The 15,150-nt window shown below is 42.8% G+C and carries 12 protein-coding genes; 2 read left to right on the forward strand and 10 right to left on the reverse strand.

Annotation, left to right across the window (positions count from 1 at the left end):
- Positions 1-33 precede the first annotated feature (33 nt).
- Positions 34-1,290 carry an ATP-binding protein gene (locus F7D73_RS03710; protein ID WP_153122344.1) on the forward strand — a complete coding sequence of 419 codons (1,257 nt, stop codon included), beginning with the start codon at positions 34-36 and terminating at the stop codon, positions 1,288-1,290.
- 57 nt (positions 1,291-1,347) lie between these two features.
- Here F7D73_RS03710 and F7D73_RS03715 read toward each other — a convergent pair whose 3' ends face one another.
- The 10 genes from F7D73_RS03715 to rpmH form a co-directional block, all read right to left on the reverse strand.
- Positions 1,348-2,496 (reverse strand): PDDEXK nuclease domain-containing protein, encoded by a 1,149-nt coding sequence (locus F7D73_RS03715; protein WP_228117620.1) that lies wholly within the window; start codon positions 2,494-2,496, stop codon positions 1,348-1,350.
- 208 nt (positions 2,497-2,704) lie between these two features.
- A complete protein-coding gene (locus F7D73_RS03720) occupies positions 2,705-3,409 on the reverse strand; it encodes a hypothetical protein (protein ID WP_153122346.1) in 705 nt (234 codons plus the stop codon).
- Positions 3,410-3,464: 55 nt separating this feature from the next.
- Positions 3,465-4,313 (reverse strand): hypothetical protein, encoded by an 849-nt coding sequence (locus F7D73_RS03725; protein ID WP_153122347.1) that lies wholly within the window; start codon positions 4,311-4,313, stop codon positions 3,465-3,467.
- 36 nt (positions 4,314-4,349) lie between these two features.
- Entirely contained in the window at positions 4,350-6,155 is a 1,806-nt protein-coding gene (locus F7D73_RS03730; protein ID WP_153122348.1) for a RagB/SusD family nutrient uptake outer membrane protein, read from the reverse strand.
- Positions 6,156-6,168: 13 nt separating this feature from the next.
- Entirely contained in the window at positions 6,169-9,417 is a 3,249-nt protein-coding gene (locus tag F7D73_RS03735) for a SusC/RagA family TonB-linked outer membrane protein (RefSeq protein WP_153122349.1), read from the reverse strand.
- Positions 9,418-9,869: 452 nt separating this feature from the next.
- The gene (locus tag F7D73_RS03740; protein ID WP_153122350.1) at positions 9,870-11,018 is read right to left on the reverse strand and encodes a 1-acyl-sn-glycerol-3-phosphate acyltransferase; all 1,149 of its coding nucleotides are present in this window, start codon (positions 11,016-11,018) and stop codon (positions 9,870-9,872) included.
- A 66-nt stretch (positions 11,019-11,084) separates the two neighbouring features.
- On the reverse strand, positions 11,085-12,080 hold the full coding sequence (locus tag F7D73_RS03745) for a D-alanine--D-alanine ligase (RefSeq protein WP_153122351.1): 996 nt from the start codon (positions 12,078-12,080) through the stop codon (positions 11,085-11,087).
- A gap of 5 nt (positions 12,081-12,085) precedes the next feature.
- A complete protein-coding gene (locus F7D73_RS03750) occupies positions 12,086-13,147 on the reverse strand; it encodes an RluA family pseudouridine synthase (RefSeq protein ID WP_153122367.1) in 1,062 nt (353 codons plus the stop codon).
- A gap of 162 nt (positions 13,148-13,309) precedes the next feature.
- The gene (locus F7D73_RS03755; RefSeq protein WP_153122352.1) at positions 13,310-14,032 is read right to left on the reverse strand and encodes a PASTA domain-containing protein; all 723 of its coding nucleotides are present in this window, start codon (positions 14,030-14,032) and stop codon (positions 13,310-13,312) included.
- Positions 14,033-14,193: 161 nt separating this feature from the next.
- Positions 14,194-14,349 carry a 50S ribosomal protein L34 gene (rpmH, locus tag F7D73_RS03760; RefSeq protein WP_004351099.1) on the reverse strand — a complete coding sequence of 52 codons (156 nt, stop codon included), beginning with the start codon at positions 14,347-14,349 and terminating at the stop codon, positions 14,194-14,196.
- Positions 14,350-14,570: 221 nt separating this feature from the next.
- Here rpmH and efp point away from each other — a divergent pair, with 221 nt between their 5' ends.
- Complete coding sequence (gene efp, locus F7D73_RS03765; RefSeq protein WP_022121096.1) at positions 14,571-15,137, forward strand: elongation factor P; 567 nt, start codon at positions 14,571-14,573, stop codon at positions 15,135-15,137.
- Positions 15,138-15,150 lie beyond the last annotated feature (13 nt).

Consider the following 15,150-nt stretch of genomic DNA (forward strand, 5'->3'; position numbering starts at 1 on the left):
ATATTATTCATACATTACATTAAAAAATCGAATATGGAAATAAAGCGCGACATACATCTCAATCGAATTATTGCCCGAAAAGGCAATGGAATGATAAAAGTCATCACCGGAATACGCCGATGCGGAAAGTCATATTTATTGTTTACCTTATTCACAAATTATCTCAAAAGCCAAGGAGTAGATGAGCAGCATATTATCAAGGTAGACCTGGAAGACCGCCGAAATGCATTCCTAAGAAATCCTGATGCGCTCCTCAAACATATAGACTCTAAGTTTGTAGATAGCCAAATGCACTATATACTGTTAGACGAAGTACAGCTAGTGCCAGAATTCGAGGATGTCTTAAATAGCTATCTCAAAATCACCAACGCAGACGTATATGTTACAGGAAGTAATGCAAAATTCCTCTCTAAAGATGTAATAACACAATTTAGAGGCAGAGGAGATGAAATCAAGATTACACCTCTCAGTTTCCAAGAGTTTACATCAGTAAAAGAAGGAAACCGAGAAGACCTTCTGAACGAATACCTAACATATGGTGGGCTGCCACAAGTAGTTACGATGAACGAAACCAACAGAAAGGTAGAGTACCTCAAGAATCTGTTTACCCACACATATCTACGTGATATCAAAGAAAGATATACTATTTTAAAAGACGACGACTTGGAAGAACTCATTACGCTTGTGGCCTCCAACATTGGCAGTTTAACAAACCCTGCGAAACTGGCCAATAGTTTTAAGTCTATCAAGCAGAGCAACTTAAGCCAAGATACCATCAAAAGTTATCTTGATTTGTTGCAAGATGCGTTTCTGATAGAGAAATCTGTAAGATATGACATCAAAGGCAAAAAGTATATTAGCACACCCTCCAAATATTATTTCTCAGACTTAGGACTGCGAAATGCACGGCTCAATTTTCGACAAACAGAATTTACGCACCTATTGGAGAACGCCATCTACAATGAGTTAAGACTCAGAGGTCTATCTGTAGATGTTGGTCAAGTTCCAATCAGCAAGACAGATGCAGATGGCAAACGCAAGCAATCTATGCTCGAAGTAGATTTCGTATGCAACCAAGGATTCAAGAGGTACTATATTCAAGTTGCATATGCTTTGCCCACCCAAGACAAAATAGACCAAGAAATGAACTCTCTTCTGAAAATTAAAGATGGATTTACTAAATATGTCATTGTTGGAACTCCAACACCAACATATCAAAATGACGACGGAATCATTATTATGAACGTCTATGATTTCTTGATGAATTCAAATAGTCTCAATATATTATAATTGCTGTGACAGAGCAAAGAAAAGCCCCGACTGTAGAACGACAGCCGAGGCTTTACCTTATAGTTGTTCACCAAGTTGCTTTAGCAGAAAGTCTTCAAGAGTTTTCTTATCTGGCAATTGAAGCATGTAGGTAGAGACGAAGAGCTGGCTATCCATTCCAGCCAATGCATACTCCACCATTTTCTTGCCTTTTCGTGTACAAAGCAAGATGCCGATTGGCGGATTATCTCCTGGTTGCATCTCATTCTCACGATAATAAGAAACATAAGCATTCAGCTGACCAAGGTTCTCATGTGAGAACTCTGAATCTTTCAATTCCAGAATGACACTACAGTGAAGGTATCTGTTGTAGAACACCAAGTCTGGATAATAATACTCATCATCTATTACTATTCGCTTTTGGCGAGACTCAAAGCAGAAGCCTTTGCCTAGTTCCAATATAAACTCTTGAAGATGAGTAATCAGAGCATCCTCGATGTCTTGCTCTGTAACGACCTCTTTAGCCTTCAGCCCCAAGAACTCGAATGTGAAAGGCTCACGAATCTGCAGTTCATTAGAATCATGCCCTTTCATACTTGGGAGAGACAACATCTTTTCGGGATTAGTACTAATACCAGCTCGAACATAGAGATTGGTACTTATCTGTCGACGCAACTCACGAACAGACCAAGTACACTTGATGCACTCCTGTTCGTAGAAGTAACGAGCAAGGGGATCGTCTATCGCCATAATCTCACGTATATGACTATAGGATAGCCTTGAAATCAAAATAGCTCCCGGGGTCATAAAATTATGAGACGCTGTCGCACTTTTTCTAGCTATAAACTTGATTCCCTCAGATTTATGCGACGCTGTCGCACAAATTCCTTTATCCTTAATAAAATTCATAGGAACTAGATTATCTGCCATCTGAGGATAAAGATTATAAAACTTTCGTGCCCATTGGAACAAAGTCACATTTAGACCTTTACGTTCCACCTTTTCCTCCAACTTCTTAAGAAGACGCGAACCATACTCAGCACGGTCTTTACCATGCTGTTCAAACTCCACGATATAATAGCCAATGAGCCAATTGCGCATCGTCTGCATACGATTGATAGCTTTGACGGCACAAGTTTGTGCTGCATCATGAGTACTTTGAATCACATGCGTCAACTCCACGAAAGAGTGTTCTCCATGCTTCCAATCATCAACAGGAAGTTCCATCCCATCATGATTATAAATAATAGAATCTTTTGCCATAGCAGCCAACATTTAAACCATTCCGCAAATGTACGACAAATAATTGAATATACCAAACATTTCGGATAAAATTTCAGCATAGGGCAAAAAGAAAAGCCCCGACTGTAATCACTACAGCCGAGGCCTAACCTTATTTATATTATAATCACAACGATTATCATTTTTTGCATTTCTATTTACTAAAGGCAACAGAACCACTATCTAAAAAAGTAACCTTAAAACCTTGATAAGCAGTGAATCCATTAATCTTAGTCTTATAGTCGGAGCCTACACTCACAACTTGGTAATCACCTTTTGGTATAAAATAATACCATTGCTGATAATAAGTGGCACTACCTGAAATCTTATACAAATTACCATCAGAAAGGCGCTTCAAAGAAACGACACCATTTATATAATCTTTACTAGAGTCTACTATAATCTTTGAATAACCAAAAGGTATTGCCTGTTCATAATGCATTGGATAAGGTCCATACGTTTTTACTTGTTCTACAACAGGAGCATCAAACTTTGACTCCAAAGTAAAATATCCAACGGAAGGAACATCGAAAGAATCTCCATTTTTCAATTCTCCTTTTGCTGTATTACAACGCTTAACATTACTCATTGATACCACAGTATACTTTCCATTCGGAATAAAATACATATAAGGAGCTCCATTAGATTCCTTGGCTACCAGCACAAAAGTTTCACCTGATGCATCCTTTATCACCATAGAAGGTATTGCAGCACATGAAGTTCCATTAACAAACACAACCTTTGTGCATCCTTCAGGAGTTGGAGTAGAAGTATCAGAGGCTAATATTCTCTGTAATTCACCAGCATTAACGGAAAGTAAATTGCATAACAAGAATAGAAATAAAAATATCTTCTTCATAAAACCTTATATTTAAAGGTGTTGGAATTGGAAAACAACTCCAACACCCATATAATTACTTATTAGGAATCTTCTTGAATGACAAGAACCAACCTTCAGTACCAGATGATGACTGGGCTGCGAGGATAAGTTTATCTCCCGTTGCCTTGATAATCTGATACTTGTAACAACGTGCATTACCATCGTTTGGAAGTACACCCAGCAAAGGAACAGTACCAGAGAATGTCATAGTACCAATATCCCAACCTTGCTTAGAAGGTTCATCGTTAACGGTTACAGTACCTGTTTCACCACGACTCGTCTTGACACCTTCGCTCAAGCTAAGAGAGAACCAAGCATCAGGTAAGCCATCACCTGCTAAGCCCTTACCACTGGCCTGACCTTCCAAATCGGCTCCAGCATTGAAGCCCCACCAAGAAGGACCCTGGTCGCTTCCCCAGCCACCATTGCCCCAGCACTTATCGGATGAATCATCCCAAGTCCATGTAGAGGTAAGATAATTACCATTAGCATCCTTTCCAAATACTTGGTCAAAGATAGCAGGTAACTTAGTATAGTTATTAACTGTTACGCCTTTACTTGAAGACTTCACTATAGAACCATCTGGGTTAATTGCCTCAACATAGTAATTTGCAGAAGTAACAGGAGGAACCACCTGAGTAGTCAAAGAACCAGTACCTTGAGCAACAAGACCATTATTGTCGGCATTATAAATCTTCACATATCTTGCAGGAGAAATATTGAAAGTAAGGTTATTATTACCTTCACTCTCCTGAGTTATAGTAAAGCCATTACTAAGTTCCTCTGCACTTATATTTGCACCAGGTCCATTATCTTCGCTTATTGGGTCACATGCAGTGAACAATAAAGCCAATAATGGTATCATAAACAATATCTTTTTCATAATTCCATTGTCTTTAAAACATTAAACGAACAAATATTACTCCTTCCAACCATTATACTCACCAGATGCATCAGTATAACCAGCATTCTGCTGAAGCATACCATGATTCAAAATGATTTGGTTCTCTGGAATCTTAGCAAAGCCGGCAGTTGCATTATAACGAGTAGTATAGCCACCATTCTGAGCTACATTCTTCGATTCTGCACCTCCAGTATAAATTGGCTGATTCGTCTGCTTCTCAAGAGCTGCAGCTGCGATGTGCCAACGACGGATATCATTCCAACGGGTTCCCTCGAAAGCCAACTCCCAACGACGTTCTTTCTGAAGATCAGCCAAAGAATAAGAAGTATAATAGTTTGCTACTCCTGTTGCACGCTTATGAACTTCATTCATACCAGCCACATTTTCTTCCAGCTCCGACTGCATCAAAAGTACATCGGCATAACGAATCAATACCAGGTCATGGATGTTACCAGTCTGCATATAGTCATTATTCTGCCAACCATCCAATCCATACATAGCCAACTCAAAGACCTCCATATAATCTTTCTTATAGGCAGAGCCCACAGGTGTCTTACAAGAGACTGGTCCTATCTTCATCTGATAGTAATCAGTTTCCTGGATAAAATCAGCCCAACTTGCACCACCATGCTTATAAGCAGGCATATCGTTGACATTTTCTACAGATGCGTCCTCTCGAACATCCTTATTCTCAGGGTTAGCCACCTTCCAGTCATTAACAAGATTAGGAGCTACAGGACCTGCGCCCCAACCCTGACCGAATGGGAATGTATCAGCATAAGGCTGGCCACCACGAACACCGAAGTGAAGAGCATAACCATTACAAGTTCCAATACCCCAACCTTTATTCCAGCTGGCAGTCTTGTTGAACTTAATAGCAAACATAGACTCAGGATTAGCCTGATTATCATCCTCTGCCCACTTTAAGTTCTGTCCCTTTGTATAAGGGAAGTCCTCAACTGTATATTTATTGGTATAAGCCCATAACTCACGGAAGTCTGGAACCAAAGCATAACCAGCAGACTTGCCATTATTGACACAGTCATCAATCAAATCGCTAACCATCTTCTTTGTCAGAGTGGTACCATTAGGTAAAGCGACCTCTGTCATTGGAGAATAATTTGTACTGGTCAAATCCTTGATTTCTTCACCATTGCAATAGAAACCTGTATAGAACAACCAAGCACGACCCAACATAGCCTCTGCAGCATACTTGTCAACATGACCATTGGTCAAACGCTGAGCAGGCATTGTTGTTGATGCTTCATAAAGATCCTGAAGAATCTGACCCCAAATCTCGGCTGCAGATGGAGGAGTTGTATTGTCTGGAGCCGTAGATGTAAGGTTCAATGGAACACGACCATACATAGATGCCAACTCATAATAATAGAAGGCGCGCAAGAACTTAGCCTCACCCAAAGCCTGAGCTTTAGCCGTAGCCTCCATCTCCACATTTTCCAAAGCCTCAATCAAAGTATTGGCACGGTTGATACCCTGATATCTAGCCTTCCAGAAGTTCTCGGTCATATTGATACCATAGTTGCAAAGCAAGTCACAAGCCTGCATCAACTTATCATTGAAACCACCACCACCCAGCATATCATCACTGGCAAGAAGAGACCAATACAAGTATGATTCTTGTGGATTCTTGGATATCTCATTCAAATTCTGATATACACCAGCCAAAGTCTGGTTAATCTGCTCAGTAGTCTTAGGGAAGTTGGTTGTATCAGCCTCCTTCATGCTCACTGAGTCTAAGTCGCAAGACGACATGCTCAAGGCAACAATCGCCGCACTTATATATAATGATATTTTTTTCATTGCAATTTCGCTTTTAGAATTTAACATTAACACCCACCATATAAGTACGTGGCTGTGGATAGTTACCTACATCTACACCAGTAACCCATGCCTCATTACCATTAAGGGACATACCATTTTCTGGATCCATACCCTTATAACCTGTTATTGTAAAGAGGTTCTGAGCAGTGAAGTAGAGACGAAGCTGCTGGAATGGACAATTCTTCCAGATATTCTTGAAGTCATAACCGACTGTCAGGTTCTGCAAACGGAAGTAACTTGCATTCTCAACATAAATATCAGAAATCTGCTGCCAGTTTACACCCGTATTACCTGGGGCAAGAAGTGGATACTTATTAGAAGTACCTTCACCATGCCAGTAGTCATAAACCTCTGTGGTATAGTTTTCGTACTGACCATCGGTAAACTTACGCCAAGAACGAGCTACCTGCTGACCAAAAGCGCCATAAGTAGTAGCACTCAAGTCGAAGCCCTTATAGCCGATATTGAAAGAGAAGCCCATTGTGACATCAGGATGAGGATCGCCAATATCGGTCTTATCATCTGCATTGACAACACCATCACCATTGACATCAACAAACTTCAAGTCACCAGGCTTGATACCTGTACCCTGAAGAGAGTTAGCGGCATTGCCCTTGCAGTTCTTGTCAAGGTAAGCCTGAACGTCTGCCCCATTCTGCATAACACCTTCTGTCTTGTAACCATAGAAACATCCAATAGCATGTCCCTTCCACATACGAGCCATATTACCAGTATTCTGAGCCAAGAGATCCTTACCACCCTCAATGAAGTCGGCATCACCCTTAATCTCTGTCACCTCATTCTTATTGATAGCCATATTCCAGTTCAAGCCATAAGTGAAGTCCTTACCCACTTTATCATTCCAATTAAGTGCAAGCTCCACACCCTTGTTCTCTACAGTACCTCCGTTTACCCACTGAGTACTGAAACCAGAAACAGCATTAGCCTGGACATTAATCAAGAGGTCTTTGGTCTTCTTACTATACCAGTCTGCAGTAAAGCCCAAGCGACCATGCAAGAAACGGGTATCGATACCAATGTTCAACTGCTCTGAAGTCTCCCAAGACAAATCTGGGTTTGAAAGGCGGTTTGGATAAGCACCTGTAGTATTGCTTGTCTTGTCGTTGAAAGGATAAACACCATACTCACCAAACTCAAAACCAGCACGCCACTGGCTACTTGGCAAATTACAGTTACCATTCTGTCCCCAACCTGCACGAAGTTTCAAGAAGTCCAACCAAGAGGCAGTACTTTCCATAAACTTTTCATTAGAGATTACCCAACCAGCAGATACAGAAGGGAAGTAGCCCCAACGCTTATCTGGAGAGAAGTTAGAAGAACCATCAGCACGGATAATTGCAGTCAACATATACTTCTCATCAAAGTCGTAGTTTACACGAGCAAAGTAAGACAACTTGCTCTCATAACCAGCAGGTTCTCCTGTAACGACAGATGCCACTGCATTGCCATCAGCCAAGCTAGGATAAGCATGTGCAAAATCCTTAAAGATAGAACCATTAACTGTCGCATTAACAGACTCTCCATAGTCTGGTCTAGACTTGTAATACTCCATACCTACCAAAGTATCGAAGTGGTGTAACTTGGCTATATTGAACTTATAATTCAATGTGTTAGTCAACGTCCAATTCCATCCCAAGCCAACATTGTTAGACAACTGATCCTTATCACGGCTAGCCCCCTGGTCATTCAAACGATATTCAGCCAAATAGCATCTCCATGAATTAGACCACTGCTTATAAGCAATCTGGCCACGATAGGTCAGACCTTCAATAGGTGAAATCTCTGTATAACCTACAGCATTCAAGTTAAAAGACTTGCCCTTATTTGCACCAGACTGGTTATTAACCATTGAAGCAATAGGGTTGCTTGTATATGAATTGAAAGCAAACCAACCGGCAGAACCAGAGTTCTTCAAATCGTCATACATAAAATAATTACCATCCTTGTTATAAATAGGTACACAAGGATTAGCGCGAAGCATGTCAGAGAGAACATTTGAATATTGGTTACCAATCTGAACACCCTGATTCTGCTTGTGCTGATAGTAAACATTCTCACCGATCTTAATTACATCACGCTTACCTACACGGTAAACAACATGCTCAGAGTTCAAGCGGAAAGTGAAACGGCGGAAATCAGACTTAACGACATTGCCGAGAACACCATCCTGATACTGATAACCTACACCCATAGAGAATTTAGACAAGTCGTTACCACCTGTCACATTCAAAGAATGGTTGGTTACGATGGCATTCTTATTGCGAATTGCATCAATCCAATCTGTACCTGCATTAGAACCATCCTGGTATGCATTCAACAAATCTGCATCAATATACTTAGACCAATCATAAGCAGAGCCACCATTATTGTAAGATACCTGGTCTTGAACAGCCATATACTGCTTTGCTGTCAACAACTGAGGCTTCTTATACATATTCTGCCAACCCACGTTAGCATCATAAGTAACCTGAACCTTGCCCATCTTACCTTGTTTGGTAGTTACAAGGATTACACCATTGGCTGCGGCAGAACCGTAGATGGCACAAGATGCGGCATCCTTCAATACGTCGATACGCTCGATGTCGGCAGGGTTCAAAGCATTGATGTCACCACCAGAAACTCCATCAATTACATAAAGAGGAGCGGTAGAGCTGTTGGTACCGGCACCACGGATTGAAATCTTAAAGCCATCACCAGGCTGACCGGAAGCCGCCTGAATGTTAACACCAGGAGTCTGGCTCTGCAAGGCACCCAACACCTGAGTGGTATTCATCTTCTGAATATCATCACCCTTCACCTCAATGGTAGAACCGGTAACGAGCTTCTTCTTCTGCACACCATAACCTACGACAACAACTTCATCGAGAGTCTTGTCGTCAGTCTTCATTGTGATTTTGTAACTAGACTGGTTACCTACAGCAATTTCCTGCTTCTGATAACCAATATAGGTAACTACAATAGTAGCGCCCGGCTTCACATTCAATGTAAAGTTACCATCCAAGTCGGTAACTGCACCATTGCTAGGATTGCCCTTTTCTACTACACTTGCACCGATGATAGGACCTTCTGCGTCACTTACATTACCGGTAACCTTCTTAGACTGCTGTACTGAGTTAACAGCAAAATTTGGAGATGTTGCCAAAGCTTCAGTTGTGTAACTCAAGCCTAAGGATGCCAACGCTCCAACAAGCAGCACTGATTTTCTTAAGTTTAGATTCATATCTTATTGTACTTTCTAGGTTTAATAGAATTAAATCTTTGTGATTGACTAGTAAATAGCCACTCTCTATGCTTCCTTACAACTACCAGCTGCAGGGAAACGATTTTTAACTTTCAAGTTGAATTCATGTTCATAGGTCAAAATATTTTTATTTGTTAGTTTTGTTATTTTAGCTCTTTGTTTGTGACACATTGTAAGTAGATATCATTCAGTGGTAACAGTTGCAATCGTATCACGGCTGCAAATGTACAACTCTTTTTTGAAAAAAGCTGATACTATTTTGCTCAATTTATGTATTTTTCGTTACTAAGGTTATTTTTTTTAAGAAATGACGATAAACACGAAAGGTTTGTTAACCTTCAGTGTTTATCGTACACTTAACATTTTAGCAGTTTTTGTGGTACATTTTCGCATAAAGAGCAAAAAAGTATCACCCTATTTGATTCTTCTCGTTACTTTGTAGCAAGAAAATTGCGAACCGGGTTGGCATACATCGTTAAAATCTTCTCTTTCAAGAAGGCTTCATCCTTGTTTGGAAGCTGAATCTTCGCCAACTGTCCTACGATATATTTCTCGAATCGTGCCTTGTCTTCTGCAGTATATTCCGCTACATGTGCCTCGGTATTCTCCAAAAGATCAAGTGCCACATAATTGCCTGGATAGAGGCGATAGTTACTATGAACCTCATGGTCGATATGCGAAGCGATGGTAGTGAAGAGTTCCTGCTTCGGCATCTCCGGGTCGAGGGAATCAAGATATTCGTCTAGGCATGGGGCTGCATGATAATGTACATGTCCCTTATAACCGAAGATACCGGTCTGCATGCTTACGAGATCATCCATAGGTCCCTTCTTCCAGCCTTCCACATCACGCTTGAGCTGATACTCCTGAGCTTTGAGAAAATCGCAAGGATCATACTCATAGCTGATAGACAGCGGAACGAGATGAAGCTGCTTCAGGCGGTCGATAACGCTGCCTTCTCCGCCCATCGCCATCATCTGCAGGATGCTCTTCTGTGTGCGGTCGTCGCTATCCTTGGCTCTACCCTCTCGCTGGGCAATCCAGATATTCTCGTTCTTCTCCTTGATGGCGAAGTGCATATAGTCGGAAAGACGCTTGCTCGACATCAGCATCTGGCGCATGCTCAAGGCACGTTCCACGATAAAAGCCTTGTTGACACGTACCAGGTCCTTGACCCAAGGAAGAGACAGGAGATTATCTCCGATGGCTATCTCGCAGGTGGTCTTGAAGCCATTGTCGATAAGCATTACATCGAGGATGGCTGAATCGAGCACGATGTCGCGGTGGTTGCTGATGAAAGAATAGTTGCGGGTATTATCGATGGCAGCGCAATCCATCTCACAACCCGTCGCTGCCTTCTTCAGGATGCCCTGAACAAAATCGTAGGCAAAAGCTTTCTGGAACTCCAGATTGGTCTTGCAGGCCTTCAACTTCTGGGCAATCGTCTCGAAAGGAACTTGTGGATAGAGATAAGCAAGTACTTGCTTGAACTGATCGTTTGAAAGCAAACGGTCGAACACCTCAGGAAGGTCTTCCGGTTCCCAAGGTCGAATGGTATCAAATTCTTGAGGGATCTTCATAATATATACCTTATTATATATATGGCTCTGCGAGAATGTCGCAGAACCACATATGATGTTTGATGTTTAGAACTGATTCTCCACAATGTCGCTGAGCACATCCTTAATGTCAAGGCCTGCAGCGCGCACCTGCTGAGGAATGAAGCTGGTAACGGTCATTCCTGGAGTGGTATTGATCTCCAGCATATTCACCTTGTCCTTACCGTCCTTATCCTTAGAGATGATGTAGTCGATACGGATGATACCGTTGGCATGGAGGATATCGTAGATGCGGGATGTGGTCTTTGCCACCTCTTTAGCAGTCTCAGGAGAGAGACGGGCTGGAGTGATTTCCTGTACCTGACCGTTATACTTGGCATCGTAATCGAAGAACTCATTGCTGGTTACCACCTCGGTAGCTGGCAAGACAACGGTCTTCTCTGCTGTCTTGTAAATACCCTGGGAAATCTCGGTACCATCGAGGAAGCCTTCAATCATTACCTCGTTGCTCTCCATGAATGCCACACGGAGGGCTGGAGCCAACTGGTCGGCATTCTTCACCTTGCTCACACCGAAGCTACTGCCGTCAGCAGCTGGTTTTACGAAGCAAGGCATACCGATGCGCTCGGCAATCTCGTCCTCATCATACTGATCACCACGACGGAGCAAGATACTGTCTGCCACGTTCACGCCGAAACCGCGCAGGTAATTGTTGAGCACATACTTGTCGAAGGTCATTGCCTCTACCAGCACACCACTTGTAGAGTATGGCAGGTGGATAAGGTCGAAGTATCCCTGCATCACACCATTCTCACCAGGCTGTCCATGGATGGTAATATAAGCATAATCGAAGTATACATGCTTGCCATCCTTTACGAAAGAAAAGTCGTTCTTGTCGATTTCGGCTGTCTCGCCATTATCGAAAGCCACGTGCCAGTCGGTACCCTTTACATCGACCAGGTAAATATTGTAACGCTCTTTGTCGAAGAATGAGTACAACCCCTGACCTGAGCGCAATGAAACGTCGTGCTCAGAAGAATCACCACCGCATACGATGGCTATCGTTCTCTTGCTATTTTCCATAATTACTAAATATTTTTGAATGTATCTTTTGTGGTGCCAGCGATGAAGCCGCGCCACTTTTCTATTAATTGTCTAAAATCTTCCGGCCACTCACTGTCGAAGTCCATCTGCGCCTTTGTTGTAGGATGAACAAAACCGAGGGTCTTGGCATGGAGTGCCTGACGTGGACAGAGTTTGAAGCAATTCTGGATGAATGCCTTGTAACCGCTGCTGCGCTGACCTCTCAGAATCTCAGCACCTCCATAAGTCTCGTCCATAAAGAGTGGATGACCTATCTGCTTCATGTGGGCACGGATCTGATGGGTACGACCCGTTTCCAGGATGCACTGCACCAAGGTGGTATAGCCGAAACGCTCCAACACCTTATAATGAGTAACCGCACTCTTGCCGATACCGCTATCCGGGTCGAAGACCTTCATGCGGAGACGGTTCTTCGGGTCACGTCCGATATTACCCTCGATGCGTCCCTCATCTTCAACGATGTTTCCCCAAACCAGGGCGTTGTAGCTGCGATGGGTAGTCTTGTTGAAGAACTGCTTGCCCAATGCCGTCTTGGCAGTAGGTGTCTTGGCAACAACGAGCAATCCGCTGGTATCCTTGTCAATGCGATGCACCAATCCCACTTCCGGGTCGTTGGCATCAAACTCCGGCATATCTCTCAGATGCCAGGCTACTGCCTGAATCAAGGTACCATGGAAGTTGCCGGCTCCCGGATGAACCACCATTCCAGCCTCTTTGTTCACCACCATCAACTGGTCGTCTTCATATACCACATTGATGTCGATTTCCTCCGGCTTGATACTGGTCTCATGACGGGGACGGTCGAGCATCAGCGTAACGATGTCGTTCGGACGCACCTTGTAATTACTCTTCACCGGTTTGCCGTTTACATGGATAAAACCAGCATCGGCAGCCTGCTGAATGCGGTTGCGGCTCTGGTAAGCCATCTTGTCAGCCAGATACTTGTCGATGCGGACAGGATCCTGATTGGCGTCCACCTGCACCTTCCAGTGCTCATAGAGATCATCGCCTCCTTCGCCAGCCGGCACAGCTCCACCTTCCTCCATCTGGAGTTCGCCATCCAGTTCATCGATATCTCCCGCATCATCAAAACCGAAGTCTTCCTCTACAGGAGCATATACCTTATTATATATATAATCTAAAAATATCATTCGTATTACTATTGAATTCTTCACTCTTCGTTCTTCACTCTTCACTTTTCATTTCTCCTACTCCACAACCTCATTCTGCTGATGTTCGTGTGTCGGTTCAGCAGGTTCAGTACCAGGAACCACCTCGAAATTATCCGTCTCGCTTTCTCCGGTACCCTCCCCTTCAATGACATCCTCTTCACTATGCGAGATAGGATCAACGATATCAAAAGAATCGGAAGCATCGCGTCGGCCGTTACCCACCTGGATAATCAAGGTATCATCAATAGACACCTTGTCGCCAGCCACCACATGCTTTCCTTTCACGAGGATACCGTATACCCAATCCTCTTCACCCGGAATATATTCAGGCGAGCCCAGCTTGAATCCCATAGCCGTCAGCTTTGCCATTGCTTCACGCAGGGAGCAGTTGTCAATGACATCAGGAACGGTGATGCGTGGAGAATGATCGGAATTGATGGTCACATAGATGACATGCCCCGATTTTACCAATTCTCCGAATACAGGCGTCTGCTCCAGGATGCAGTCAGCAGGCAGGGAACGTACATATCCCGTATCCGTAACCACAATCTGCAATCCGGCATCATCCAGGATGCGGGTAGCATCCTCAATTTTCTTGTATCTGATATCAGGTACCCTGATGGCTTCACCGTGATGGGTATAGATATCGATGCCAAACTTGACACCGACACAGAGCAAAATAAAGACCAGGAACATGGCTATGAGATTGCCCCAAAGATACTTACTCTTAAACTTATTTATAAACTCAGATAAAGTCATTCTTACTTTTTTGGTGCAAAGATAGGAATAATCGAAGACAATACAAAATAAAACACAAAGTTTTTGCGCATCACAAGTGCATAAAAAAACAAAAAGCAGCAAAGAATCTCTCCTTGCTGCTTTTAATGTCATCGTCGTCCGACGAATTTTCCTACAGGAAATTACTTTCCGTGGTGCTCGTCAGATACAGTTAACTTCTTACGGCCATGAGCACGGCGAGAAGCCAATACGCGACGACCATTCTTTGTTGCCATACGCTCGCGGAAACCATGCTTGTTCACGCGACGACGATTGTGAGGCTGAAATGTTCTTTTCATTTTTCTTATTTATTTTTTAATTAATATTCTTCACAAAAGAGCAAAATACGCCCTTTTTGGGCTGCAAAATTACGCATATTTTCTGAAATAACCAAGAAAACTACCAAATTTAGCTTAAATATTTATGTTTTTTTCGATTTTCCCTTTGTTTTTTCATGTTTTTGCCGTAACTTTGCACCCGATTTTGAGATTATTATAATAACATTCAAGATAAACAAGAAATGATTAATTCACAGGAAATTAAGATTGGTACTTGCATCCGCATGGATGGCAAAGTATGGGTTTGCATCGACTTTCAGCACAGAAAGCCAGGTAAAGGTAACACCGTAATGAACACAAAATTGAAGAATGTTGCCGACGGTCGTGTATTGGAACGTACATTCCAGGTAGGTTTCAAATTGGAGGATGTTCGCGTTGAGCGCCGTCCTTACCAGTACCTCTACGAGGACGCTACTGGCTGTATCTTCATGAACCAGGAGACTTTCGAGCAGGTGCCTATCGCTAAGGAGAACGTTACTGGTGGCCAGTACATGAAGGAGGGTGACGTTGTTGAGGTGGTTACTGATACAACTGATGGTACTATCCTCTTGGCTGAAATGCCAGTGAAGACTACTTTGAAGATTACTCACTCTGAGCCAGGTGTAAAGGGTAATACTGCTACCAACGCTACAAAGCCTGCTACATTGGAGACTGGTGCTGAGGTTCGTGTTCCTTTGTTCGTCAACGAAGGCGAGACTATTCAGATCGACACCCGTGACGGTAGCTACCTCGGTCGTGTAAGCGAGTAATCTGTTTCTGATT

It is taken from the genome of Segatella copri, assembly GCF_009494395.1.
Lineage (GTDB): Bacteria > Bacteroidota > Bacteroidia > Bacteroidales > Bacteroidaceae > Prevotella.